Below are 25,112 nucleotides of genomic sequence, written 5' to 3' on the forward strand. Positions count from 1 at the left end.
CGACGCGTTGCCGGCCGTCACCGTGCCGTTTTCCTTCGCGAACACCGGCTTCAACTTGGAGAAGTCTTCTGCCGTTGCGTTCATGCGTGCGTGCTCATCCGTATCGAACACGACGTCGCCCTTCTTCGACGGAATCGTGATCGGCAGGATCTGGTCCTTGAAGTAGCCGCTCGTGATCGCGTTGGCCGCGCGGCGATGCGATTCGAGCGCGAGTGCATCCTGCGTTTCACGCGAGATCTCGTATTTGCGCGCGACGTTCTCGGCAGTCACGCCCATATGGATCGACTGGAACGGGTCGTTCAGTGCGCCGACCATCATGTCGACGAGGCGCGCATCGCCCATGCGCTGACCGAAGCGCGCAGCCGGCATGGAATACGGCGCGCGGCTCATGTTTTCCGCGCCGCCGCCGATCGCGATGTCGGCGTCGCCGAGCAGCACGCTTTGCGCGGCCGAGACGATGGCCTGCAAGCCCGAGCCACACAGGCGGTTGACAGTCAACGCTGGCGCATGTTGCGCGACGCCGCCGTTGATCGCCGCCACGCGGGCCAGATACATGTCTTTCGGTTCGGTGTGCACGACGTTGCCGAACACTACATGGCCGACCTCGTCGCCCGACACGTTCGCGCGCGCCAGCGCTTCACGCACGACGCGTGCGCCAAGATCGGTCGGCGGAAAATCTTTCAGACTGCCGCCAAAACCGCCGATTGCCGTACGTACACCGCTTACCACCACTACGTCCCGTTCCATCGCTCGCTCCTCTCTTTAGTGTCTCAAGATGATCTTGCCCTGACGGGCTGCGCAGCGCGTTGCCGTCAGCCGGCCAGGATGTGTTCGACCGTTGCCCGCGAAGGGATCGGCGCGACCGCGCCGTAACCTTGCGTGGACAGGGCCGCGGCGACGTTCGCATAACGCGCCGCTTGAAAAGGATCGTCACCGGCAACGATGCGCGCGATGAACGCGCCGCCGAAGCAGTCCCCCGCGCCGGTCGCATCGACCGCGTTGACGACGTGGCCCGGCACGAGACGTCGCTCGTCAGGCGTGGCGATGTACGAGCCTTCCTTGCCGAGCTTGAGCGCCACGACACGCGGGCCGTGTGACAGCAGAAAATCGACGATCTCGTCGCGGCCGGTCAAGCCGGTGAGTTCGGTGACGTCGTCCCAGCTCGGCAGGCAAATGTCGGTTTGACGAATGGCTTCGAGCATCACCGCGCGTGCTCTTGCGAGCGGCCACAGCTTCAGGCGCAGGTTGGTGTCGAAGCTCACGCGCACGCCATTCGCTCGCGCATGCTCGATCGCCGCCAACGCGGCGTCGCAGGCGCTCATGCTAATCGCGAGACTGATGCCGGACAGGTGGATGACTTTGGCTGCGGCGATCGCGTCGAGCGGCACATCGTGCGGCGCGTAGCGGCTCGCGGCCGACCCCGCGCGCAGATAGTCGAACGTGTGACCTGCGGGACCGTGCGAGACGAAATAGACCCCGGTGGACGCGTGCAGATCGACGCGCACAAGCGACGTCTCAACCTGCTCGCGTTCCCACAGATCGATCAACAAACGCCCGAAATGGTCGCTGCCGACGGCCGACACGAAACCCGTCTTCGCGCCCTGCCGTGCTGCCGCGATGCAGAAGTTCGACGTATCGCCGCCGAAACCTTGCAGATAGTTCGGCTGATCTTTGGCCGACTGGTTGAATTCGATCATCGCCTCACCGAGCGCGAGGATTTCGGGGGGCCGGCCTGCCGGGCGCCGGGCTACCGGAGGCCGGCTTTCCGGGCGCCGGGCTACCGGAGGCCGGCTTTCCGGAGTTCGGGAAGCCGGCGTGCCGGCCATGCTCACCGTCATCGCTTAAACCTCGCCCCACAGGTCGTGACCATCGGCGCCGGTAATCTTCACCGAGACGAAATCACCGACCTTGTAACGCTTCGACGCCTTGGTGGCCGGTGCGATATACACAACGCCGTCGATCTCGGGCGCATCTGCCGCCGTGCGGCCGATGCCGCCATCGGCATTGATCTCGTCGACCAGCACTTTCAGCGTCTTGCCGACTTTCTTGGCGATCCGTTTGGCCGACACTTCTTCGGCGACTTCCATGAAACGCGCACGGCGTTCTTCGCGCACTTCGTCCGGCAATGCGCCGTCGAGTTCGTTGGCGCTCGCGCCTTCGACCGGCGAGTACGCAAAGCAGCCAACCCGATCCAGCTCCGCCTCGCGAATGAAATCGAGCAGCGTCTGGAATTGCTCTTCGGTCTCGCCCGGGAAACCGGCGATGAACGTGCTGCGGATCGTCAGATCGGGGCACATTTCGCGCCACGCCTTCACGCGCTCCATCACCTTCTCGGCGTTGGCCGGACGCTTCATGCGCTTCAACACTTCCGGATGCGCGTGCTGGAACGGCACATCCAGATACGGCAGCACGTGCCCCTTGAACGGACCTTCGGCCATCAGCGGAATGACTTCATCGACGCTCGGATACGGATACACGTAATGCAAACGCACCCATGCGCCGTATTGCGCCGCGAGTTCGCCGAGCGCGCCAACCAGATCGGTCATGCGCGTCTTGATCGGCTTGCCGTTCCAGAAACCGGTACGGTACTTGACGTCGACGCCGTATGCGCTCGTGTCCTGCGAAATCACCAGCAGTTCCTTCACGCCGGACTTGAACAGGTTCTCGGCTTCGAGCATCACTTCGGCAACCGGGCGCGACACGAGGTCGCCGCGCATCGACGGGATGATGCAGAACGTGCAGCGGTGATTACAGCCTTCGGAAATTTTCAGGTACGCGTAGTGGCGCGGCGTGAGCTTCACGCCGGCAGCCGGCACCAGATCGATGAACGGATCGTGCGGCTTCGGCAGGTGATTGTGCACCGCCTGCATCACTTCGCCGAGCGCGTGCGGGCCGGTCACGGCCAGCACCTTCGGATGCACTTCTTCGATCAGGTTTGCGCCACTCGCACTCTGCTTGGCACCGAGGCAACCCGTGACGATCACCTTGCCGTTTTCGCTGAGCGCTTCGCCGATCGCGTCGAGGCTTTCCTGCACCGCTTCGTCGATGAAGCCGCAGGTGTTGACGACGACGAGGTCCGCGCCGTCGTACGTGCCGGAGATCTCGTAGCCCTCGGCGCGCAGCTGCGTGATGATTTGCTCGGAATCGACTAGCGCTTTAGGACAGCCGAGGCTGACGAAACCGACCTTCGGAGTCGAAGGGGTCGGCACGGCGGGGGAAATGGTCTGCGACATAGGTGGGTCCGGCGTATAGCGGTGACGATGGCGACAAAAGGGGACGGTGCGGCAAGGCTAAGGAGCCCGACGGCCATGAAGGCCACAGCCCGGACAGTGTCCCGCGCACGCAACCCTTTATTGTACCGCGCCGGCGACCGTGCAGCCGGTCAAGTGGGGAGGCGCTGCCGGATCGAGCAGGCCGAGGGCCGCGCGTTGATACGCCGGTATCGAGTCGTTGAATTCCAGAGCGCGCTCGATCACCTCGAGAATTTCGCGCGAATCATGCAGGCGCCGGATGGCTGCATGCAGCTCGGCGGCCTGCGGCCAGGTCCGCTTCAGATAGCTGAGCCACATTTTGACGCGTCCGTGCTCATGGCGGGCCGCGACGCGGGCTTGCAGTTTTTTCAGGTAGTCGGCGAGCAGACCCAGCACGGCCGGCCATTCTTCACCGGAAGGCCTCTGATCCATCAGTCCGCGTATGCGCAAGACCAGGAAAGGATCCGACACGGCGCCCCGCCCGATCATCACGTCCGCGCAGCCGCTGACCGCCCGGCACCGCTCCCAGTCGGCCACCGTCCAGACTTCTCCATTGGCAATGACCGGCACGTCCACGGCGTCGTCGATACGCGCGATCCACTCCCAGTGGGCCGGCGGCCGGTAGCCATGGTCACGCGTTCTGGCATGCACAACGAGAGAGGCGGCACCGCCTTCCGCCAGCGCCGTGGCGCAGTCGATCGCAAGCGAAGTATCGGACACGCCGAGCCGCATTTTTGCTGTCACGGCGATGCCGGCGGGCACCGCGGCGCGAACGGACGAAACGATCCGGTTCAGCTGGTCAGGGTGCGCCAGCAGCATCGCGCCGCCGCCGTGCCGGTTGACGACTTTGGCGGGACAACCGAAGTTCAGATCGAGTCCATGCGGCGACAAACTGGCCGCCTGGGCCGCATTCAGCGCCATCCATTCGGGATCGCTGCCGAGCAGTTGGATCACCATCGGTGTGCCGCCGGGGGTACGGCCTCCGTGGAGGACTTCGGGCGTATCCCTCTCGTAGACACGCTCGGGAAGCACCGAGCCCGTCACCCTGACGAACTCGGACACGCACCCGTCGAATCCGCCCGTGCTGGTCAATACGTCGCGCAGCACGTAGTCCGCAAGCCCTTCCATGGGCGCAAGAAACAGCTGGCTCATGCGAGAACGGCGCCTAAGCTGCTTTTGCGAATCTTGCGGTCAGCCAAGGCTGACACATCCGACCCTCGGAATCGAAGGCATGGGCGTGGTAGGGAAACGGTTTTGTGACATAGATGGGGTGGGCTTACAGCGGTGGCGACGGCGACAAATGGGATGGCGCGACAAGAGCTGAGGGGACAGGATCACAAGGACCATACCCCGCGCCAGCGCACGCAACCCACGATTGTACCGCGCCCACGGCCGTCCGCTCGGCGCTCGGGCCGCCGGTCGCGCCCGGCACCCATTGGCGCGCGACGTGCACACCCGGCCACCAGGGCCGTGGGGCGGACGCGCCAAGACGCATTCGTCGCGTCGGCGCCGCGCTGCGCGATTACTTCTTCTCCGGCTCCGGATTGCTTTGCGGATTAGCCGGCGTGACCGGCGCTCCGGCCGCATTCGTTGGTCCACCCGGTGTGAACGGGAAGGTGGCGAACATCGATTTCGCCTGGTTCTGCATCTGCTCCTGCATCTGCACGAACATGTTCTTCGACTGCTCGATATAGCTGGTCATCATGCCCTGCATCATCGGCGCCTGCATGTTCATGAACTGCGACCAGACTTCGGGGTTCATCGCCTTGCCTTCGTACAGGTTCTTCGACTGATCAGCGAGTTTCGCCTGAATGTCGATGAAGGCCTGGATGTTCTTCTCCAGATACGTGCCCATCATGCCCTGCATCGCGTGGCCGTAGAAACGGATGATTTGCGACAGCATCGACGACGAGAACATCGGCAAGCCGCCGCTTTCCTCTTCGAGAATGATCTGCAACAGGATGGCGCGCGTCAGGTCCTCGTTGCTCTTCGCATCGATGACCTTGAAATCCTCCTGATCCAACACGAGCTGCTTAACGTCCGTCAGCGTGATGTACGTGCTTGTCTCGGTATCGTAGAGTCGACGATTCGGATACTTCTTGATCAATCGTTCGGCTGTTTTCTTTGTAGTAGTAGTCATGTAACGCCTTTGAGCGCAAGTTGAGCGCGGAAACGGCGTCATGCCGGCGCACAATCGGGCAATTGTGCAACCGGGACGCCGCCGGAACCATCTGAGCCGAAGCACGCTGCCTTGTGAGCGGCGCGCCGGAGACTCAGCCCATATGCAAACCGCCGTTCAGCGAAAAATCCGCACCCGTGGAGAAACCCGATTCGTCCGAGGCAAGCCATGCCACGATCGAGCCGATTTCCTGCGGCTGGCCGAGACGGCGCACCGGAATCGTCGCGACGATCTTTTCCAGCACGTCCGGGCGGATCGACTTGACCATATCCGTGCCGATGTAGCCTGGCGATACGGTGTTAACCGTCACGCCTTTAGTGGCCACTTCCTGCGCCAGCGACATCGTGAAGCCGTGAATGCCGGCCTTCGCGGTCGAGTAGTTGGTCTGGCCAAACTGCCCCTTCTGGCCGTTCACCGACGAAATGTTGATGACTCGCCCAAAGCCGCGCTCGACCATGCCGTCGATTACCTGCTTGGTGACGTTGAACAGGCTGGTCAGGTTGGTGTCGATCACCGCCGTCCAGTCTTCGTGCGTCATCTTGCGGAACACGACGTCGCGCGTAATGCCGGCGTTGTTCACCAGCACATCAATCTCACCGACTTCGGCCTTGACCTTGTCGAACGCCACCTTGGTCGATTCCCAATCGCCGACGTTACCTTCGGACGCGATGAAATCGTAGCCGAGCGCCTTCTGCTCTTCGAGCCACTTCACGCGGCGCGGCGAGTTCGGGCCACAACCTGCAACGACCTTGAAGCCCTCTTTGTGCAGCCTTTGGCAAATGCTCGTGCCGATGCCGCCCATCCCGCCCGTTACGTACGCAATTCGCTGTGTCATAAACCACACTCCGTTTTTCGTTTTCGAGGCGCCGACCGGCTGCCTCTTCCCTCGCCTGGTGCTTCATCTCCACTGCCGCCGGGCGACCGGCCGACGAGGCCATTGCTCACCGCGCGCCACGTGCTGCCCTGTGACTGTGACGCGCGGCAACCCTGCTTACCGCCTGCCAAAACGCACCTAAGCCCATCAAAGCCGGCTTGAGTCCGCTGAAGATCCTTCAAGCGCGCTCGAGCGCCAGCGCCACACCCATGCCGCCGCCGATACACAGCGACGCCAGACCCTTCTTCGCATCGCGCTTCTGCATTTCGTGCAGCAGCGTGACGAGAACCCGGCAACCGGACGCGCCGATCGGATGGCCGATCGCAATCGCACCGCCGTTCACGTTGATCTTCGACGTGTCCCAGCCCATCTGCTGATTCACAGCCAGCGCCTGCGCGGCAAACGCTTCGTTGATTTCCATCAGGTCGAGATCGGCCGGCGTCCAGCCCGCGCGCTCGAGACAGCGGCGCGACGCGGGCACCGGGCCCATGCCCATCACCTTCGGATCCAGACCCGAGGTGGCGTAAGCCTTGATGCGGGCGAGCGGCGTGAGGCCAAGCGCTTCGGCCTTCTTCGCCGACATCACCAGCACCGCCGCCGCGCCGTCGTTCAGACCCGACGCGTTGGCCGCCGTGACCGTGCCTTCCTTCGAGAAAGCCGGCTTCAGACTCCCCAGCGATTCAGCCGTCACGCCGTGACGCACGAACTCGTCCGTAGCGAAGCGCAGCGGCTCGCCCTTGCGTTGCGGAATGTCGACCGGCACGATTTCGTCGTTGAAACGGCCCGACTTCTGCGCGGCTTCCGCCTTGTTCTGCGACAGCGCCGCGAATGCGTCCTGCTGCTCGCGCGTGATGCCGTATTCCTTGGCGACGTTTTCCGCCGTCACGCCCATGTGGTACTGGTTGTACACGTCCCACAGGCCGTCGACGATCATCGAGTCGATCAGCTTCGCGTCGCCCATGCGGAAACCGTCGCGCGAGCCCGGCAGCACGTGCGGCGCGGCACTCATGTTTTCCTGACCGCCAGCGATCACGATGTCGGCGTCGCCGGCGATGATCGCATTGGCCGCCAGCATCACAGCCTTCAGGCCGGAGCCGCACACCACGTTGATCGTCATGCCGGGCACGGCCGTGGGCAGTCCCGCCTTGATCAGCGACTGACGCGCCGGGTTCTGGCCCGAGCCTGCCGTCAGCACCTGCCCCAGGATGACTTCGCTAACCTGCTCAGGCTTCAGACCAGCCCGTTCGAGCACGGCGCGAATCACCGTCGCGCCGAGTTCGGGCGCGGCGATCTTCGCCAGCGACCCACCGAATTTACCTACTGCCGTACGGGCGGCCGATACGATCACAACATCAGTCATTTCCATATCCTCCGGGCACATCGGCCGAATACGCCGTAGCCCGTCAAGTTAAAAATCTTGTTGCTCATGCGCCCGTGCCTATCCGGACGCGCATTCATACCGCCAAACAACCGCGCCTTCAGGCGCGCTACAACCTACTCACGTTGCCGCACATAACGCCCCGGCGCCGGCTCGATAACCGGGAATTCAGCGGAGCCGGCTACGGCGCGCGGCTTCACTTTCTTGCCGCCATACTGGTCGAGCCACGTGGTCCATTCGGGCCACCAGCTGCCAGGCACATCGGCCGCCTGATCGAGCCATTCGTCCGGACTTTCCGGCAATGTCTTGACGTCGCCTTCCAGCGTCCAGTAGTTGCGCTTTTTCTTCGCCGGCGGATTGATCACCCCCGCGATATGACCCGACGCGCCGAGCACGAACTTCAGTGGCCCGGAGAGCAGCGGCACCGACGCATAGGCGGTTTGCCACGGCACGATATGGTCTTCGCGTGAACCGTAGATGAAGGTGGGCACATCGATCTTCGAGAGGTCGACCGGCTCGCCACAGGTGGTCAACGCACCGGGCTCGCGCAGACGGTTCTCGAGATACGTGTTACGCAGATACCAGACATACATCGGGCCCGGCAGACTGGTCGAATCGCTGTTCCAGTACAGCAGATCGAACGGCACCGGCGTGCGCCCTTTGAGGTAATTGTCGACGACGTAGTTCCACACCAGATCGTTCGGCCGCAGGAACGAGAAGGTGTTGGCGAATTCGATGCCGCGCATCAATCCTGGCGCGCTGCCGTTCTTGCCGCCGATGGTCTGCTCGCGCATCTGCACGTGCGCCTCGTCGACGAACACGTCGAGCACGCCCGTGTCCGAGAAGTCGAGCATCGCGGTGAGCAAGGTCATCGACGCAGCCGGATGCTCCCCGCGCGCGGCCGCCACCGCCAGCGCCGTGGCAAGCATGGTGCCGCCCACGCAGAAACCCAGCGTGTTGATCTGCTCGCGGCCGCTAATCTTGCTGACCGTTTCGATCGCTTTGAGGACGCCCTCGCCGATGTAGTCGTCCCACGTCTTGCCCGCGATCGATGCATCCGCATTGCGCCACGAAATCAGAAACACCTGATGGCCCGAATCGAGCCCGTGCGCAACCAGCGAGTTCTCCGGTTGCAGATCGAGAATGTAGAACTTGTTGATGCAAGGCGGCACGATCAGCAGCGGACGCTCACGCACAGTGGCCGTGCGTGGCTTGTACTGGATCAACTGCATCAGGTCGTTCTCGAACACCACCGAGCCTTCGGTGTTCGCGAGATTTTCGCCGACCACGAAACGCGATTCGTCGGTCTGCGAGATCTTGCCGCGCTGCATGTCGCCCAGCAGATTCATCACGCCCTGGCGCAAGCTCTCACCCTTGCTATCGAGCAAGGTCTTTTGCGCTTCCGGATTCAACGCAAAGAAGTTGCTCGGCGATGCCGCCGCGGTCCATTGCTGAACGGCGAAACGGATGCGCTCGCGCATCTTCGGTTCCGTTTCGAGCGCATCGACCATTTCCTGCAGATAGCGCGCGTTCAGCAGATACCAGGCGGCAGTAAATGCGTAGGCCGGCGCTGAACTCCACGCGTCGGAACTGAAGCGGCGGTCTTTGAGTTCGGGTGCCTTGGTCGTGGAACTGGCGGCCTGCTGGATCAGCTCCATGGCTTCGTGCGAATAATCGGCTTGCAGTTTTTGCAGACGCTCCGATGGAATCGCGGCGCTCGGAACATTGAGTCCGGCGAATGAAGGCATTGACGGCAGCGACCCTGCAGCCAGTTTGCTGAAATCAGGCATGCCGGGGAACGACGGCATCTGCGGCAGACCCATTTGCGGTATCTGAGGCATTTGCGGCATCGGGAAAGGTGTGCCATTGCCGCCGGGCGGCGTGCCGAGCGAACGCCACGCATTCGTCCAGGCGTCCAATAACTGCTGCATGCCTGCGGCCGGCGTTGCGCCGCTCGTACCGGGCTGCTGCGTATGCTCCGTCGAGGAGTCCGTGCTGGGGGAAGCTGAGGAATGTGAAGCTGCCATACCTGCTTTTGACCGGTAAGTCCTTGCGGACGGGTTGAGAGGCAGGTTTATGCGCACGTGGGCGATTGCTCGCGACCTCGTCACGCCCTGTCCCATGTACGAGGAGCTGTGAGGAACATTCTTGCTCCCCATCGCAAGGCATGTCAATGCTTGTTCCCGATTTTGCCGCAGTGCGATAGTTTTTTAATTATCGTTTTCCCTGTGTAGCAGATCGCGCTTTTGGAACATCGGTTGATCAGTGCCGACGTAAGCGAAAAAAACGCCCATATTGCGTGGGTTTATGTGCATTTATCCGTTCGGACGCGAACATTGTTGGCGGCGGATTTACGCACGCGCGGCGAATTCCGGCAGCGCAGCATAAAAGCGTGCCGCGCCTCCGAATAAACCCTCATACGCGTGTTCGCAGGAAGGCGTCGCGCCCGACGTACCGGGCGCGATAGCGGAGCTAACTCATTCCGCGATCGTCTGCGCCTGATCGTCCAGCCAGATCAGCGCGGCCATGCGGCCGGTCTCGCGATCGCGGCGATAGGAATAGAAACGCTCACGTTGCGTGACCGTACACAGATCGCCGCCGACAATGCGCGTCACGCCGAGCCGCTGCAGGCGCAAGCGCGCCAGCGCCGCGAGATCGGCGAGATATTTGCCGGGGTTTTGCGGATGCGTAACGAATGCATTCGCGGTAGCCTCGCGTTGCGCGCCGTCCACGCCCTTCATGAAGGCGTCACGCACATCTGCACCCACCTCGAATGCGCCGGGTCCGATCGCCGGGCCGAGATAGGCGTGCAACGACGCGGCCTCCACACCGGCGAGATCGGCAACGTGCTGCGCGGTCTGTTCGACGATGCCCGCTGCCAGGCCACGCCAGCCGGCATGGGCTGCCCCGACCGCGCGCCCCGCTTCGTCGCACAACAGCACCGGCATGCAATCGGCGACCATCACGACACACACCGTGCCGGGCCGATCGGTGACGCTGGCATCGGCTCGTGTCGGCGTGCCGCTTGCGTGAGTCTGCGCGAGCGCATCTTCGGCGCGCACGATGCCGGCGCCGTGAATCTGTTCGAGCCACGCGGCCTCGCTTGCGCCTGCCAGACTCAGCAGCCGCGCGCGATTGGTTGCGACCGCGGCGGGATCGTCACCGGCTTTCATTCCCAAATTCAGGCCGCCGGGCTGGTCCACGCCATCCTGCCAGCGGCCGAACGGCGGCTCGCTCACGCCGCCGTTGCGCGTGGTGACGAGCGCACGCACCCGCGGCGATACGTTCCATGCCGGTTGCACAACATCAGCAAAGCTCAGCTCGGGCAAGCTCATGCGTGACCGTCCTCGTCGTGTTCGTCGTCGTGTTCGTCGCCTTCGTCCTGATCGCCGTCACCGCGTGCTTCGTCCTCGTCGGCATAGTCGTCCGGCGAGACGTCGTAGTCGTCTTCCTCATAGTACGTCTCGTCGAACTCGCCCGCATCGTCACGCCCAAGACCGAGCGCCGCCGACAGCACCTGCATGTCTTCCGGTGCATCGGCGCGCCATTGCATGGTCCGGCCGGTTTGCGGATGGATCAGGCCGAGGCGCCATGCATGCAGCGCCTGACGCGCGAAACCGTCCGGCAGCGGCGTCACCGAGCGCTTGCCGCGCGCGCGCCCATAAACCGGATCGCCGAGCAGCGGATGGCCGATGTGCGCGCAATGCACGCGAATCTGATGGGTACGGCCGGTTTCCAGATCGCAATGAATCGCCGTGACCGGCTGACGCTGCCAGATCGCGGTGTCCACGCGCCGGAAATGCGTGCGCGCCGCCTTGCCCGATGCGCTCGTCACCACCGCCATGCGCGTGCGTTCGCGCGGATCGCGGCCGATTGGCGCGTCGATCGTGCCTTCTTCGGGCATGTTGCCCCACACCAGCGCGAGATAACGACGCTTCACCGTGCGTGCCTGGAGCTGGCGCACCAGATCGGTCTGCGCCTCGAGCGTGCGCGCCACCACCATCAGGCCGGACGTTTCCTTGTCGAGCCGATGGACGATACCGGCACGCGGCAGGCCCGCTGCAGCGTCGCCATAGCGGTACAGCAGACCGTTCAGGACCGTGCCGCTCCAATTGCCGGCCGCTGGATGCACGACCATGCCGGCCGGCTTGTTGATGACCACCAGCGTGTCGTCCTCGTAGACGATGTCGAGCGGCACCGGCTCGGGCGTGAACGCGAGTTGCTCCGGCAGCAGATCGGGCACGAGCTCGATGGTCGCGCCAAGCGGCACCGGCTGACGAATCTTCGCCGGCTTGCCGTCGATGCGCACCCGCTCCGACTCGATCCAGCTTTGCAGCCGGTTACGTGAAAACTCAGGAAAGAGTCGGGCGATCACCTTGTCGAGGCGCTCGCCGGCCAGTTCGTCGGGCACGACGACGCTGCGCGGCGACTCGTCCGCCACCGGGCTCGCCACCGTCGGCACCCTGCTTTGCGGGCCGGCGCAGGCGAGCGCGTCGCTGCCGAGATCGTCGTCGAGTGAATCGACGCCCAACGCGTCGGAGGGGTCAGCGCTTACGCTATAATCTTTGTTGCTATTCCCGGCACCGGTTGCGGCGCCTGGAGTATTTGAGCGGGTCATTGAGTCTGGGTCACCTGGACGTAAAGCTAGACTGGAAAATGCGAGCCTTGAACACCATCACTAAAGCGGCGATCAATTTGGCGGCCATCAAGAAGGCGGCCCGGAAAGTGGCCGGATACATTGCGTGTGCCGCAGCCGTCGCCGTTGTTGCGGCTTGTCACGGCCTGCCGGAAAAGACCGACGAGACGGCTACGTGGAACAACAACAAATTATATACGGAGGCGAACGACGCTCTGACCGGTGGTGATTACGGCAAGTGCGCCAAGTATTTCGAGATGCTCGAAGGCCGCGATCCGTTCGGCCACTTTGCCCAGCAAGCGCAGATCAACGTCGCGTATTGCAACTGGAAAGATAACGAAAACGCCGCCGCCGACCAGGCGATCGACCGCTTCATCCAGCTGCACCCGGATCACCCGGACATCGCGTACGCGTACTACCTGAAGGGCATGATCCACTTCAACGACGACCTCGGTCTGTTCGGCCGCTTCTCCGGCCAGGACATGAGCGAGCGCGATCCGAAGTCGCTGCGCGAGTCGTATGACGCGTTCAAGGTCGTGGTCGACAAGTACCCGAACAGCAAGTATGCGCCGGACGCCGCGCAACGCATGCGCTATATCGTGAATGCTCTGGCGTCGCACGAAGTGCACGCGGCGGATTATTACTACCGCCGTGGCGCGTACGTCGCCGCGATCAACCGCGCGCAACTGGCGTTGAAGGAATACAAGAATGCGCCGGCTATCGAAGACGCACTGCACATCATGATGCTGTCGTACGAAAAGCTGAATCAGCCGCAACTGGCCGACGACACGAAGCGCATCCTGGCCGGCACCTTCCCCGACAGCCCGTACGTCACGGGCCATGCAAGGCCCGGCAAGGAAAAATCGTGGTGGCAGTTCTAAGCCTCGACTAGCTGCTTTAAACAAAAACGCCACGACCGAAGTCGTGGCGTTTTTGTTTGTGCAGCGCCGCCAGCCTGTGCCCCACAAGCTGGCATCAGGTGCCCTCAGTCCCGCTCGAACATCGCAATCGACTCCACATGCGACGTATGCGGGAACATGTTCACCACGCCCGCGCCCACCAGCCGGTAGCCGGCCTCATGCACCAGCAGGCCTGAATCGCGTGCGAGCGTCGCCGGGTTGCACGATACGTAGACGATACGCTTGGGCAGCGGCCCATTGCCGCTCTGCGCGATCTCCACAAGTGCCCTGGCGACGGCCAGCGCGCCTTCGCGCGGCGGGTCGATGAGGAATTTGTCGAAATGGCCGAGCGCGCGCATGTCGTCGGCGGTGACTTCGAACAGGTTGCGGCAGGCAAACGACGTATGGCCCGCCACACCGTTCAGCTCGGCATTGGCAAGCGCGCGCGATGTCAGCACGTCACTACCTTCAATACCCACCACTTCCTTCGAAATCCGGGCGAGCGGCAGCGTGAAATTGCCGATTCCGCAGAACAGATCGAGCACGCGGTCCGTGCTGGCCGGGGCCAGCAGACGCAGCGCGCGGCTCACCAGCACGCGATTGATCGCGTGATTCACCTGGGTGAAATCGGTCGGCTTGAACGGCATCCGGATGTTGAATTCCGGCAGCGTGTAGTCGAGTTGCACGGCGAGCGGATAAAACGGCGTAACCGTGTCAGGGCCACCCGGCTGCAACCACCACTGGATCTTGTGTTCGTCGGCGAAATCGCGCAGCACCTGCTCGTCGGCCGCGGTGATCGGCGCGAGATTGCGCAGCACCAGCGCGGTGACCGACGAGCCGACCGCGAGTTCGATCTGCGGCATACGATCGTAAATCGACAGCTTGCGGACCATGAAACGCAGCGGCATCAGCATCGCCGACACATGCGGCGGCAGCACCTCGCAGGTCTTCATATCGGCGATATTGCTGCTGTTCTTCTCGTAGAAGCCGATCCGCATGCCGCCCTTTTCCGGCAGATAACGCACAGCCAGACGCGCGCGGTAACGATATCCCCACGCTGGGCCGTGAATTGGCCGGTACACCGTCTCCGGGCGCAGCTTCGCCAGATGCTGGAAATTGTCTTCGAGCACGCGCTGCTTGACGGCAATCTGGGCACGGATGTCGAGATGCTGCATCGAACAACCGCCGCAGACATCGAAGTAAGTGCATTTCGGTTTGGTGCGAAGCACGCTTTCGCGGAACACCTGGACGACCTCAGCCTGCTCGAATTTCGGCTTACTGCGATGCGTCGAGTAGCTGACACGCTCGCCGGGCAACGCGCCTTCGACAAAAATGACCTTGCCGGGCGTGCCGTCTTCGCTCTCGATACGGCCTACGCCGCGCGCTTCCATATCGAGCGAAACGATTTCGATGATCGGCTCATTGCCGGTGATGACGTGCGCTTTGACCGGAGCGGGCGCCTTCTGGCGCTTGGGCGAGCGACGCTGGGGGGCAGTTCGGGACACCTGCGACTTCCTGACAAACTTGGGGGAAGGCGAGATTGTAGACGAAGCGCCGCCGTTGCCAACGATTTAGCGCGGCTGCGGCGGCTAGCGCCTGCCTACTCGCGCCATGGCCGATTCGCGTGCTGCGAACTGCTTCGCTATCGGCATAGTGCGGTCTATTGATCGAATGCAGCCAGATACTCAGCCCATTGTGGCGCCGCTTCGAGCGCTAAGGCATTCTTGACCAGGTTGATCTCGTCAGCATACTCGCCGGCCGAAAACGCGCCGCGGATCAGCTGGAAGCGGCAATACAGCAGGTACGTATTGACGACGTCGGTCTCGCAATAATTGCGGATTTCCTCGATGCGCCCTTCCTGGTATGCGTGCCACACTTGGCTGCCGTCCATGCCCATCTTGCCGGGGAAGCCGCACATCTTCGCGAGCGCGTCGAGCGGCGCGTTGGCGCGCGCCTGATACATCGCCAGCACGTCCATCAGATCGGTGTGACGCGCGTGATAGCGGCTGATGTAGTTGTTCCACTTGAACTCGCGGTCGTCCTCGCCGAGGTCCCAGAAACGGGACGCCGGGATGCCGTTGACCAGCGCACGGTAGTTCAGCACCGGCAGGTCGAACCCGCCGCCGTTCCACGACACGAGCTGCGGCGTGTACTTTTCGATCACGCGGTAAAACGACTGCACGAGCGCCGCCTCGCCGTCTTCGAGCGTGCCGAGCGAGCGCACACGGAAACCGTTGTTGTCGCGGAACACACAGGAAATCGCCGCGATCCGTTGCAGGTGGTGCGGCAGGAAATCGCTGCCGGTCTTTTCGCGGCGCGCCGCAAAAGCGTGCTCGGCGACTTCGGCGTCGCTCAGCGTGGCGGGCAAATCTTCGAGGCGGCGAATGCCGGCGACATCGGGAATCGTCTCGATGTCGAAAACAAGAATCGGTGTCATCAGGTTATAGAACGGCGTCCTTCCGAACACCGTTGGAGGCAAAGAAGCGCTTCAACCGCACCAGCGCTTCCTGTTGGATCTGGCGCACACGCTCGCGCGTGAGGCCCATTTCGTCGGCCAGCTCTTCGAGCGTGGCGGGCTCGATGTGGTTCAGCCCGAAGCGGCGCTCGATCACATGACGATGCTTGTCCGACAGGCGCGCGAGCCACGCACGCGTAAGCGTTTCCAGCTCGCGATGCTGCACTTCGGCGTCCGGCGACTGGCTTTGGTCGTCGGACAGCAGATCGAGCAGGCTGCTCGCCGGGTCGAGATCGAGCGGCGCGTCGAGCGATGCGGTGTGTTCGTTCAGCGCGAGAATGTCGGTGACTTCGTCGGTGGTCTTGCCGGTCAGATAGGCAATGTCGTCGATGCTGGCGTCGCGGCGCTCGGCTGCTTCGCCGGAATTCATTGAATTCTTTTCCAGATGGCGCTTCGCGCGCAGCACCTGGTTGAGCTCACGGATCACGTGCACCGGCAAACGCACCGTGCGCGCCTGGTTCATGATCGCGCGCTCGATGCTCTGGCGAATCCACCAGGTGGCATACGTCGAGAAACGAAAGCCGCGCGTGGGATCGAATTTCTCGATGGCGTGCATCAGACCGAGGTTGCCCTCTTCGATCAGATCGAGCAGAGGCACGCCGCGGTTCAGGTAACCCTTCGCGATGCTGACGACGAGCCGCAAATTACGCTCGATCATCACTTGCCGCGCGTCGAACTCGCCCGCCTTCGCCAGACGCGAATACTTCTGCTCTTCTTCGACAGTCAGAAGCGGCTTGACGCTGATGCGGTTCAGATAGTGCTGAATCGTGTCGGCCGTCAGCTCGGCTTGCAGCAGGGCGCGGAAATCGTCCACGTCGGGCGCGGCTTCGCTCGCGCCTTCGCGGGCCTCGCCGGCTTCTTCCGCGCCGCCCTGGCGTTCGTCGAGATCGCGCTCCTCTACGATCTCTTCTTCCGCTTCCGAAGCGCCGCCGTCCTCCACCGAAGCGGACGTGACACGGCTAATCGTCTCAGACTCGGCTTGCGGCAGGCGGCGCTTCGATTTCGGCATGGTCGTATCGCTTATTGCGGCGGCAAATACTTCAGTGGGTCGACAGGTTTACCCTGCCGGCGAACTTCGAAATGCAACATCACGCGGTCGGAATCGCTATTGCCCATCTCAGCGATCTTCTGCCCTTTGGTCACCGCATCCCCTTCTTTTACCATCAAAGCGCGGTTGTGTGCATACGCCGTGAGATAAGTTGCATCATGCTTGATGATAATGAGATTGCCGTAACCACGCAGCCCATTTCCTGCATAAACTACGCGACCATCCGCCGAAGCCTTGACCGGATCGCCAGCCGCACCACCGATATTGATGCCCTTGTTGGTCGAATCGTTGAACGTGCCGAGCATCGGCCCCCGCACAGGCCATGCAAACGCGACGTTGCCGGATGCGCCGGCGCCCGAGTCGTTCGCGGCACCCGGGTTCGCCGGTGGCGTCAGCGAAGCGTTGCTCGCACCCGAGCCATAGATCGGCGGCGCTGCGACGCCTGCGGCGCCAGCCGACGGCGGCGTGCTGCCAAGCGGCGCGCTCTGCACCGTGCCACCGCTGCCGATCGGCGCCGTCGACACGCCCGGCGTCAGCGCGGCGGTGTTCGCACCCGGCGGCACGACGCGCAGCAACTGGTCGACTTCAATCTGATTCGGGTTGGTGAGATTGTTCCACGTCGAAATATCGCGGTAGTTCTGGCCGTTCTCCAACGCGATCCGGTACAGCGTATCGCCCGGCTTCACGCGATAGTAGCCAGGCGGCGGCGGTCCGAGCGGCACGGCCGGCTGCTGCGCGGCTTGCGTGCCGAGCGCACCGCTGCCGGAGCGGTCGACGACGGGTGCCTGATCGAGGCGGGTCGCACAGGCCGACATCAACAGGGACAAGGCGAGCACGCACACGCTACGCTGGGTTACGGTCATGGGGATATTCAGTCTGGTTCTTTGCATCGCGCGCAACATACTCATCGGTGTCAAATCACTCCGGATTTTAAGGGTACAAAGAAAACGCGATCAAGCCGCGACTCGCGCCACTGCGCGGGTCCGAGGCGCTCGACCAGAGTCAGCACCTGGTTCTGGCCTTCCTGCGAGCCGACCGGCGCGACCAGACGGCCGCCGATCGCGAGTTGTTCAAGTAATGCTTGCGGTACGTCGAGCCCGGCCGCAGCGATCACGATCGCATCGAACGGCGCCGCCGACGGCAACCCCAGGCGGCCATCGCCGTAGTGCAGCCGGATGTTCGGAATGCGCAGCGGACGCAAGTTTGTCTTCGCGCGTTCGGACAGCGGCTTGATGCGTTCGATCGAATAAACGTCCCGCGCGACCTGGCTCAGTACCGCTGCCTGATAGCCGCAACCTGTGCCGATTTCGAGCACGTTGTTCAACGCGCGGCCGGCAGCCGCCAGTTCGATCATCCGCGCGACCACAGAGGGCTTGGAAATCGTCTGATGATGGCCGATCGGCAGCGCGGCATCTTCATAGGCCTGGGCCGCGAGGCCCGGATCGACGAACATGTGGCGCGGCACCACCGACATCGCGTTCAACACGCGCTGATCGGTCACACCGTTCGCACGCAGGCGTTCGACCATCCGTTCGCGAACCCGTTCCGAAGTCAGCGCCAAAGCGCCGTTCAACGCGACATTCGGCACGGCGGGTCGCTCGTTGAGTTTGGCGGCGGCCTTGTTCACCGGTGCCAGTTTTGCCGCGACGCGCGCAGCCGCACCTTGCGCGATGGCTGTTGCGTGTGGTTTGGCTTGCGGTTTGGCCTGGGCATTGCTCGGTGAGCTCACCGGCCCCTTCGCTTGCGGCTTTGCTTGCGGCTTTGCTTGCGGCTTTACGTGCGGCTTTGCTTGCGACGTCGCCTGCGGTTGGGTCTGTGCCCTCGCCGGCGGCTTCGCCTGGGTCTTCCCCGCGGAACCGGGCGGCGAGTTCTTCGCCGGTTGCTGGCGTGCGTTCAGCGCCGCGGTCGCGGCGATTGCCGCCGCGCGCACTTCGCCCGGACGACCTTCAGTCCGGCGCGGTTCGCGCACCAGGTCCTCGAGGCCGAGCGGAAAGCGCTTTGCGCGCTCGCTGGTCATGAAGCGCCGCTGCCGGCGCGCGCCCAGTCGCGCGCTGCGGGCAGCATTTGCGTGTGGGTCAGGTCGAGCTGCAATGGCGTGATCGACACCTGGCCGTTGGCGACAGCATGGAAATCGGTGCCTTCGCTCGCATCGCGCGCGCTGCCCGATGGGCCGATCCAATAGATCGGTTCGCCGCGCGGGTTGGTCTGGCGGATCACCGGCTGCGACGGATGCCGCTTGCCCAGACGCGTGATATGCCAGCCGCCGAGTTGCTCATACGGCAGGTTCGGGATATTGACGTTCAGGAGCGGATGTCCCGGCAACGGTTGCTCGAGGTAGTGCGCGACGATCTCCGCGGCCACGCGCGCAGCATCTTCGAGATGCACCCAGTCTTTGTCGACCAGCGAGAAAGCGATGGCCGGCACACCGAACATGATGCCCTCGGTGGCGGCGGCGACGGTGCCCGAATAGAGCGTGTCCTCGCCCATGTTCTGGCCGTTGTTGATGCCTGACACGACGAGGTCCGGCGTGTGGTCCAGCATGCCGGTCAGCGCGATGTGCACCGAATCGGTTGGCGTGCCGTTGACGTAGTAGAAACCGTTCGCCGAGCGCAGCACCGAAAGCGGACGCGACAGCGTCAAGGAATTGGAGGCGCCGCTGCAGTTCTGCTCCGGGGCCATCACGGTGACGTCCGCGATCGGCTTGAGCGCTTCGTAAAGCGCGGCAAGGCCGGGCGCCAGATAGCCGTCGTCATTGCTGAGTAGGATTCGCATGCGGCGATTGTAACCGAGGAAAGAAGGCACGCGAACGACACGGCAGGCGGTGCGCGCATCACATGCAAAGCGCACACGTCGGGCCCCGCGCCGACGCGCGCCGACCGCGCGAGCACCCGGCTTTGAGCAATAAAAACGCACGGTCGTGCGGATTGTTTTACACTCAGAATAGTTGCGATGCCCCGAAGGAAGTCCTCTCGGGGGACCTTGATCGATATGGAGACACGATGCGCGCGATTCGCTGCAATCAATATGGGCCGCCGGAGAGCCTGGTCGTCGAAAATCTGCCGGACCTCGAGCCGCCGCCCGGCCACGTCGTGATCGACGTCAAAGCGGCGGCCGTCAACTTTCCCGATGTGTTGATCATCGAGAACAAATACCAGTTCAAACCACCCCTGCCCTTTACGCCCGGCTCGGAAGTCGCGGGCGTCGTGCGCGCGGTCGGCGCCGGTGTGACGCAGTTCAAAGTGGGCGCGCGAGTGGTGGCGTTCACCGGCTCGGGTGGATTTGCCGAGCAGGCGCTGGCGCCGGTCTCGGCGTGCGTGCCGCTGGCGGATGGCGTCGAATTCGAGCTGGCCGCCGCGTTCACACTCGCCTACGGCACTTCGCATCATGCGATGGTCGATCGCGGCCAGTTGCAGGCCGGTGAGACGATGCTGGTGTTGGGCGCGGCAGGCGGCGTCGGGCTCGCCGCGGTTGAGATCGGCAAGGCGCTCGGCGCGCGGGTGATCGCGGCGGCGTCGAGCGACGAGAAGCTCGCCACCTGTGTGAAGCACGGCGCGGACGCCACCATCAACTACAGCACCGAAGACCTGCGCGAGCGCATCAAGGCGCTGACCGACGGCAAGGGTCCGGACGTGATCTACGATCCGGTCGGCGGTGTGTATGCGGAACCGGCGTTTCGCAGCATCGGCTGGCGCGGGCGCTATCTGGTGGTCGGTTTTGCAAACGGCGAGATCCCGAAATTGCCACTCAACCTCACGCTGCTCAAAGGCGCAAGTCTGGTCGGCGTGTTCTGGGGTGACTTTGCAAAACGCGAGCCACAACACAACCACGCCGCCTTCCAGCAGATGACCGGCTGGATCGGCGAAGGCAAGCTCAAGCCCTATGTGTCGCAACGTTATTCGCTCGACGACACCGGCCGCGCGTTGCGCGATATGGCGGAGCGCCGGGTGATCGGGAAGGTGGTGATTACGCCTTAGGCGCAGTGCGCTGACGCAGCCGCTCCTTCGTACGGGAAAAGCTGGAAAGCAAGCGGCGTGCGGTTTGAAAACCGCACGCCGTTTTTTGACTACAGCTTTTCCGTTTCGCCCGACTTTGGCTGCCACTTCATCAGCCGCCGCTCGCCAAGCCCGACAACGGCATCGAGAATCAGCGCGAACGCCGTCAGCACCAGAATCCCGGCGAACACAGTATTGATATCGAAGGTGCCCTCGGCTTGCAGAATCAGATAGCCGACGCCGCGCGCCGAGCCGAGATATTCCCCCACCACCGAGCCGACGAACGCCAGGCCCACCGCCGTATGCAGGCTCGAAAACACCCAGCTCATCGCGCTCGGCAGATAGACAAAACGCAGCAACTGCTTGCGGTTTGCGCCGAGCATGCGCGCGTTGGCGAGCACAACCGGGCTCACCTCCTTCACACCCTGGTAGACGTTGAAGAACACGATAAAGAACACTAGCGTGACGCCTAGCGCCACCTTCGACCAGATGCCGAGGCCAAACCACACGCCGAAGATCGGCGCGAGAATCACGCGCGGCATCGAGTTGGCAGCCTTGATATACGGGTCGAATAGCGCGCTTGCGAGGGGCGACAGGGCGAGCCACAGACCTACGCCGAGCCCGAGCGCGGTGCCGAGCACGAAAGCGAGCACCGTTTCGACCAGTGTGATCCACAGGTGCAGATAGATTTCGCCGCCCGTGAACCACTCCCAGATGCGCAGAAGCACCTTCTGCGGCTCGCCGAAGAAGAACGCGGCCTTGTTCGGGTCGTCGAAATAGAACGGCGGCAGCAGCGTCGGGCTCGTCAGCACGTACCAGAGCACAAAGCACAGCACGAGCAGCAGCCACTGCCAGATCACCAGGTTCGCCCGGTTCGGGCGCAACGTCTTCCACATGACTCGATTTGCCTTAGACGATTGATCGACGCAACTACTGAACAAAACTAGCGAGCGCCACAACGAGACACAAAGGTGTCACTCGACTACGGACTACGCGCCCGTCCGTGAGCCGCGCTTAGTACCCCAAGCCGCGAGCCGCGCTTAAACGGCCGTGAGTTGCTGCTGGTAGCCCTTGAGCACCTCATCGCGCAGCACGCTCCAGATCTGCGCATGCAACTCGACGAAACGCGGATGCGCGCGAATCTCGGCGACGTCGCGCGGACGCGGTAGATCGATCGTGAATTCGCCGATCGGATGCGTGCCCGGCCCCGCTGACAGCACCACCACGCGGTCGGACATCGAGATCGCTTCGTCGAGATCGTGGGTGATAAACAGCACCGCTTTGCGCTTGGCCGCCCACAGGTCGAGCAACTCGTTTTCCATCAGCTGACGCGTCTGGATATCGAGCGCGGAAAACGGCTCGTCCATCAGGATGATGTCCGGATCGAGGATCAACGTCTGCGCCATCGCGACGCGCTTACGCATGCCGCCCGACAATTGATGCGGATAGCGGTCGCCGAAACCGCCGAGGCCCACGCGCTTTAACCACTCGTCAGCTTTGCTGCGCGCTTCGGCCGGTGGCACGCCGCGGAATGCAAGGCCGGCCATCACGTTGTCGATGGCCGAGCGCCACGGCATCAGTGCGTCGGCCTGGAACATGTAGCCGGCGCGCCGGTTAATCCCCTTGAGCGGCTCGCCGAACACACTGACCGTGCCCGACGACGGCCCCAGCAAACCCGCGCCGACGTTCAGCAAAGTGGATTTGCCGCAACCGGTCGGGCCGACCACCGAGACAAATTCGCCCGGCGCGATGCGCAAGGTTGTGTCCTTAACCGCCGTATAGCGCTGCGCGCGGTTGTCCCGCGCGGCGAACGTGCAGGTGATGTTGTCGAGCGCCAAGGCGGCAACGGTCATCGTTCGACTCGCTTCGAAAATCGGGTTCGGTTTCGGTTTGTCATGTCGTCATGACGGCAGTAGTCGAGGCAAACGCGGCACGCGCTCCCCCCGGCTCCACATTGACGATGCTCAGGCCTTGACCGTCGCCAGTGCTTTCTTGACGAAGTCGTTGGTCCAGGTTTTCGACAAATCGATCGGCTTGCCCTGCACGTTCGGGTCGAATGCCTGCAAGGTCTTCAGCGACGTAGCCGGGCCATCGGCGGGCATCAGGCCATCCGGTGACATCGCCTCCTTCACGTGCTGCCATGCGTCCAGATACACCGCGCGGTCGCCGAGCAGATAGCCCTCCGGCACCGTGTTGATCAGCTCGCTACCGGTCGCCGTTTGCAACCACTTGAGTGCGCGCACCATCGCATTGGTCAGCGCCTGGGTGGTGTTCGGATTCTTCGTGATGAAGCTCTGCGACGCGTACAGGCAGCCCGCCGGCATGTCGCCGCCAAACACGCTGCGCGTGTCGGCAAGCGTGCGCGTGTCCGATACGACGCGAATCTCGCCGGTGCGTTCGAGCTTGGTCATCACCGGGTCGAGATTGGCGATGGCGTCGATCTGGCCCGACTGCAGCGCCGCGATCGCCCCCGCCCCTGCACCCACGCCGATGAACGCGACGTCTTTCGCGGTCAGCCCGGCTTTCGCCAGCACGAAACTCGCCATGATCGAGGTCGACGAACCCGGCGCGGTCACACCGATTTTCTTGCCCTTCAGATCGGCGATCGACTTGTAGTTCGGCATCGCCTTCTTCGACACCGCGAGTACGATCTGCGGCGCGCGCCCTTGCAGCACGAATTCGCGAAACGACTGCTTTTGCGCCTGCAACAACAAGGTGTGCTCGAACGCGCCGGAGACCACATCCGCGCTGCCACCGACCGCAGCCTTCAGCGCTTGCGAGCCGCCGGCGAAATCCGAGATTTCGACGTCAAGCCCTTCGTCCTTGAAGTAATTGCGGCGCTCGGCAATCGTGAGCGGCAAGTAATAGAACAGATTCTTGCCGCCGACGGCGATCGCCACCTTGGTGGTTTCAGGTTTGCCCTGCGCGAAAGCGAACGGCGTGGCAGCGAACGTGGCGCCCGCGAGGGCGGCGGTACCGGCGAGGAAGGTTCTGCGTTGCATGGTCTGTCGTCTCCAAACTTTTGTTATCTTTTTGCCGCGCGCTCACTCACACAATCTGTTGCGCATGCAACCTTGCAATGTGGTCAGAATCATAACCTAGCGATTGCAGGACTTCATCGGTATGTTCACCCAGTTCCGGGCCTAACCAGCGCGTTTCGCCGGGGGTTTCCGAGAGCTTCGGTGTCACCGACGGCAGCGTGATTTCCTGACCGTCCTGCCATTTGAAGCGCTGGATCATCTGGCGCGCCATGAATTGCGGATCGGTGAACATGTCCGCGACGCTGTAAATACGGCCGACCGGCACGTCGGCGGCGTTCAGCACGGCGAGCGCTTCGTCGATGGTGCGCGTGGCGAGCCACGCGGCGATCGCGCCGTCGATTTCCTGGGTGCGCGGCACGCGGCCGTCGTTGTGCGCCAAGGCTGGATCGTTCGCCAGGTCTTCGCGTTCGATAGCGATCATCAGGCGCTTGAAGATCGGGTCGCTATTGCCACCGATGACGATGCTGCCGTCGCGGCAAGGATAGGTGTTCGACGGCACGATGCCCGGCAGCGACGCGCCGGTGCGCTCGCGCACCATGCCGTACACGCCGTACTCCGGCACCACGCTCTCCATCATGTTGAAGACTGCCTCGTACAGCGCGACGTCGACGACCTGCCCTTTGCCGCCGTTCACCTGCTTGTGATGCAGCGCCATCAAGGCGCCGATCACGCCGTGCAGCGCGGCAATCGAATCGCCGATCGAAATGCCGATGCGCGGCGGCGGCAAATCCGGATAGCCGGTGATGTGGCGCAAACCGCCCATCGACTCGGCGATCGCGCCGAATCCAGGCCGGTCGCGATACGGCCCGGTCTGGCCGTAGCCGGACAGACGCACCATCACGAGCCCAGGGTTCTCCGCCGACAAGACGTCATAACCGAGCCCGAGCTTCTCCAGCAAACCCGGCCGGAAATTTTCGACGACGATGTCGGCTTCTTTCGCCAGACGCCGCACGATCTCCTTGCCCTCTTCGGCTTTCAGATTGATCGTGACGGATTTCTTGTTACGCGCCTGAACGGCCCACCATAGCGACGTGCCACCGACTTCCGGATAAAGCTTGCGCCATTTGCGCAGCGGATCGCCGCCTTTGGGATCTTCGATCTTGATGACGTCGGCGCCGAACTCGCCGAGAAAGCGAGCGGCGAACGGGCCGGCGATCAGCGTGCCGAGCTCGAGCACCTTGACGCCGGCAAGCGGGCCTTTAGGTGTGCCGGTGGCGCTAGGGTCTGGGGTGGCGCTCATGTGTCTCCTCTGTGTTGCTGTTCTTGCCCACGCGCCTCGCTCGAGCGTTGCGGACGCAG

General features: G+C 63.2%; 22 protein-coding genes. 2 read left to right on the top strand and 20 right to left on the bottom strand.

The annotated features are described in order from the left end of the window. From HHL24_RS16080 to HHL24_RS16125, 10 genes are all read right to left on the bottom strand, one after another. The coding region (locus HHL24_RS16080; RefSeq protein WP_169486448.1) for an acetyl-CoA C-acyltransferase at nt 1–747 on the bottom strand (747 nt) is incomplete at its 3' end. Nucleotides 748–812: 65 nt separating this feature from the next. Continuing rightward, complete coding sequence (locus HHL24_RS16085; RefSeq protein ID WP_169486588.1) at nt 813–1,718, bottom strand: sugar kinase; 906 nt, start codon at nt 1,716–1,718, stop codon at nt 813–815. Between the two features lie 123 nt (nt 1,719–1,841). After that, complete coding sequence (gene rimO, locus HHL24_RS16090) at nt 1,842–3,233, bottom strand: 30S ribosomal protein S12 methylthiotransferase RimO (protein WP_169486449.1); 1,392 nt, start codon at nt 3,231–3,233, stop codon at nt 1,842–1,844. A gap of 117 nt (nt 3,234–3,350) precedes the next feature. Next, nucleotides 3,351–4,403 (bottom strand): tRNA dihydrouridine synthase, encoded by a 1,053-nt coding sequence (locus tag HHL24_RS16095; RefSeq protein ID WP_169486450.1) that lies wholly within the window; start codon nt 4,401–4,403, stop codon nt 3,351–3,353. A gap of 370 nt (nt 4,404–4,773) precedes the next feature. Next, the gene (gene phaR / locus HHL24_RS16100) at nt 4,774–5,391 is read right to left on the bottom strand and encodes a polyhydroxyalkanoate synthesis repressor PhaR (protein ID WP_169486451.1); all 618 of its coding nucleotides are present in this window, start codon (nt 5,389–5,391) and stop codon (nt 4,774–4,776) included. Nucleotides 5,392–5,524: 133 nt separating this feature from the next. Then, a complete protein-coding gene (locus HHL24_RS16105; protein WP_097392365.1) occupies nt 5,525–6,265 on the bottom strand; it encodes a 3-ketoacyl-ACP reductase in 741 nt (246 codons plus the stop codon). A 217-nt stretch (nt 6,266–6,482) separates the two neighbouring features. Beyond that, a complete protein-coding gene (locus HHL24_RS16110) occupies nt 6,483–7,664 on the bottom strand; it encodes an acetyl-CoA C-acetyltransferase (RefSeq protein WP_169486452.1) in 1,182 nt (393 codons plus the stop codon). Between the two features lie 134 nt (nt 7,665–7,798). Next, a complete protein-coding gene (phaC, locus tag HHL24_RS16115; RefSeq protein WP_169486453.1) occupies nt 7,799–9,613 on the bottom strand; it encodes a class I poly(R)-hydroxyalkanoic acid synthase in 1,815 nt (604 codons plus the stop codon). A gap of 546 nt (nt 9,614–10,159) precedes the next feature. Further along, nucleotides 10,160–11,017 carry a peptidoglycan editing factor PgeF gene (gene pgeF, locus HHL24_RS16120; protein ID WP_169486454.1) on the bottom strand — a complete coding sequence of 286 codons (858 nt, stop codon included), beginning with the start codon at nt 11,015–11,017 and terminating at the stop codon, nt 10,160–10,162. Beyond that, the gene (locus HHL24_RS16125) at nt 11,014–12,300 is read right to left on the bottom strand and encodes an RluA family pseudouridine synthase (RefSeq protein ID WP_169486455.1); all 1,287 of its coding nucleotides are present in this window, start codon (nt 12,298–12,300) and stop codon (nt 11,014–11,016) included. The genes pgeF and HHL24_RS16125 overlap by 4 nt, the downstream gene beginning before the upstream one ends. 38 nt (nt 12,301–12,338) lie before the next feature. Between HHL24_RS16125 and HHL24_RS16130 the strand changes: the two genes are divergently transcribed. Continuing rightward, complete coding sequence (locus tag HHL24_RS16130; protein WP_169486456.1) at nt 12,339–13,199, top strand: outer membrane protein assembly factor BamD; 861 nt, start codon at nt 12,339–12,341, stop codon at nt 13,197–13,199. 104 nt (nt 13,200–13,303) lie between these two features. Here the strand turns inward: HHL24_RS16130 and rlmD are convergent, their stop codons facing one another. The 6 genes from rlmD to surE all read right to left on the bottom strand — a co-directional run bounded on the left by rlmD (nt 13,304) and on the right by surE (nt 19,552). After that, on the bottom strand, nt 13,304–14,722 hold the full coding sequence (gene rlmD, locus HHL24_RS16135) for a 23S rRNA (uracil(1939)-C(5))-methyltransferase RlmD (RefSeq protein WP_169486457.1): 1,419 nt from the start codon (nt 14,720–14,722) through the stop codon (nt 13,304–13,306). Between the two features lie 155 nt (nt 14,723–14,877). Further along, a complete protein-coding gene (locus HHL24_RS16140; RefSeq protein WP_169486458.1) occupies nt 14,878–15,654 on the bottom strand; it encodes a 3'-5' exonuclease in 777 nt (258 codons plus the stop codon). A gap of 4 nt (nt 15,655–15,658) precedes the next feature. Then, on the bottom strand, nt 15,659–16,741 hold the full coding sequence (rpoS, locus tag HHL24_RS16145) for an RNA polymerase sigma factor RpoS (protein ID WP_169486459.1): 1,083 nt from the start codon (nt 16,739–16,741) through the stop codon (nt 15,659–15,661). A gap of 11 nt (nt 16,742–16,752) precedes the next feature. Beyond that, complete coding sequence (locus tag HHL24_RS16150; protein WP_169486460.1) at nt 16,753–17,688, bottom strand: peptidoglycan DD-metalloendopeptidase family protein; 936 nt, start codon at nt 17,686–17,688, stop codon at nt 16,753–16,755. Between the two features lie 5 nt (nt 17,689–17,693). Then, nucleotides 17,694–18,797, bottom strand: a complete 1,104-nt coding sequence (locus HHL24_RS16155) for a protein-L-isoaspartate(D-aspartate) O-methyltransferase (protein WP_169486461.1) — start codon at nt 18,795–18,797, stop codon at nt 17,694–17,696. Next, nucleotides 18,794–19,552 (bottom strand): 5'/3'-nucleotidase SurE, encoded by a 759-nt coding sequence (surE, locus tag HHL24_RS16160; protein WP_169486462.1) that lies wholly within the window; start codon nt 19,550–19,552, stop codon nt 18,794–18,796. The genes HHL24_RS16155 and surE overlap by 4 nt, the downstream gene beginning before the upstream one ends. A 227-nt stretch (nt 19,553–19,779) precedes the next feature. Between surE and HHL24_RS16165 the strand changes: the two genes are divergently transcribed. Then, complete coding sequence (locus HHL24_RS16165) at nt 19,780–20,754, top strand: NADPH:quinone oxidoreductase family protein (protein ID WP_169486463.1); 975 nt, start codon at nt 19,780–19,782, stop codon at nt 20,752–20,754. An 89-nt stretch (nt 20,755–20,843) separates the two neighbouring features. On the opposite strand, the gene HHL24_RS16170 is transcribed toward HHL24_RS16165, so the two are convergent. The 4 genes from HHL24_RS16170 to HHL24_RS16185 form a co-directional block, all read right to left on the bottom strand. Next, complete coding sequence (locus HHL24_RS16170) at nt 20,844–21,668, bottom strand: ABC transporter permease (RefSeq protein ID WP_169486464.1); 825 nt, start codon at nt 21,666–21,668, stop codon at nt 20,844–20,846. A 144-nt stretch (nt 21,669–21,812) separates the two neighbouring features. Beyond that, nucleotides 21,813–22,625, bottom strand: coding sequence for an ABC transporter ATP-binding protein (locus tag HHL24_RS16175; RefSeq protein ID WP_169486465.1), 813 nt, complete (start codon nt 22,623–22,625; stop codon nt 21,813–21,815). A gap of 111 nt (nt 22,626–22,736) precedes the next feature. Beyond that, complete coding sequence (locus tag HHL24_RS16180) at nt 22,737–23,774, bottom strand: ABC transporter substrate-binding protein (protein ID WP_169486466.1); 1,038 nt, start codon at nt 23,772–23,774, stop codon at nt 22,737–22,739. Between the two features lie 46 nt (nt 23,775–23,820). Then, a complete protein-coding gene (locus tag HHL24_RS16185; protein ID WP_169486467.1) occupies nt 23,821–25,053 on the bottom strand; it encodes a CaiB/BaiF CoA transferase family protein in 1,233 nt (410 codons plus the stop codon). Nucleotides 25,054–25,112: the final 59 nt, after the last annotated feature.

It is taken from the genome of Paraburkholderia polaris, assembly GCF_012927345.1.
GTDB classification, from domain to species: Bacteria; Pseudomonadota; Gammaproteobacteria; order Burkholderiales; family Burkholderiaceae; genus Paraburkholderia; species Paraburkholderia polaris.

Coding starts and splice junctions, on each gene's coding strand:
- rimO (WP_169486449.1), bottom strand. CDS start 3,233: ATGTCGCAGACCATTTCCCCCGCCGTGCCGACCCCTTCGACTCCGAAG.
- HHL24_RS16095 (WP_169486450.1), bottom strand. CDS start 4,403: ATGAGCCAGCTGTTTCTTGCGCCCATGGAAGGGCTTGCGGACTACGTG.
- phaR (WP_169486451.1), bottom strand. CDS start 5,391: ATGACTACTACTACAAAGAAAACAGCCGAACGATTGATCAAGAAGTAT.
- HHL24_RS16105 (WP_097392365.1), bottom strand. CDS start 6,265: ATGACACAGCGAATTGCGTACGTAACGGGCGGGATGGGCGGCATCGGC.
- HHL24_RS16110 (WP_169486452.1), bottom strand. CDS start 7,664: ATGACTGATGTTGTGATCGTATCGGCCGCCCGTACGGCAGTAGGTAAA.
- phaC (WP_169486453.1), bottom strand. CDS start 9,613: ATGCAGCAGTTATTGGACGCCTGGACGAATGCGTGGCGTTCGCTCGGC.
- pgeF (WP_169486454.1), bottom strand. CDS start 11,017: ATGAGCTTGCCCGAGCTGAGCTTTGCTGATGTTGTGCAACCGGCATGG.
- HHL24_RS16125 (WP_169486455.1), bottom strand. CDS start 12,300: ATGACCCGCTCAAATACTCCAGGCGCCGCAACCGGTGCCGGGAATAGC.
- HHL24_RS16130 (WP_169486456.1), top strand. CDS start 12,339: ATGCGAGCCTTGAACACCATCACTAAAGCGGCGATCAATTTGGCGGCC.
- HHL24_RS16140 (WP_169486458.1), bottom strand. CDS start 15,654: ATGACACCGATTCTTGTTTTCGACATCGAGACGATTCCCGATGTCGCC.
- rpoS (WP_169486459.1), bottom strand. CDS start 16,741: ATGCCGAAATCGAAGCGCCGCCTGCCGCAAGCCGAGTCTGAGACGATT.
- HHL24_RS16150 (WP_169486460.1), bottom strand. CDS start 17,688: ATGAGTATGTTGCGCGCGATGCAAAGAACCAGACTGAATATCCCCATG.
- HHL24_RS16155 (WP_169486461.1), bottom strand. CDS start 18,797: ATGACCAGCGAGCGCGCAAAGCGCTTTCCGCTCGGCCTCGAGGACCTG.
- surE (WP_169486462.1), bottom strand. CDS start 19,552: ATGCGAATCCTACTCAGCAATGACGACGGCTATCTGGCGCCCGGCCTT.
- HHL24_RS16165 (WP_169486463.1), top strand. CDS start 19,780: ATGCGCGCGATTCGCTGCAATCAATATGGGCCGCCGGAGAGCCTGGTC.
- HHL24_RS16170 (WP_169486464.1), bottom strand. CDS start 21,668: ATGTGGAAGACGTTGCGCCCGAACCGGGCGAACCTGGTGATCTGGCAG.
- HHL24_RS16175 (WP_169486465.1), bottom strand. CDS start 22,625: ATGACCGTTGCCGCCTTGGCGCTCGACAACATCACCTGCACGTTCGCC.
- HHL24_RS16180 (WP_169486466.1), bottom strand. CDS start 23,774: ATGCAACGCAGAACCTTCCTCGCCGGTACCGCCGCCCTCGCGGGCGCC.
- HHL24_RS16185 (WP_169486467.1), bottom strand. CDS start 25,053: ATGAGCGCCACCCCAGACCCTAGCGCCACCGGCACACCTAAAGGCCCG.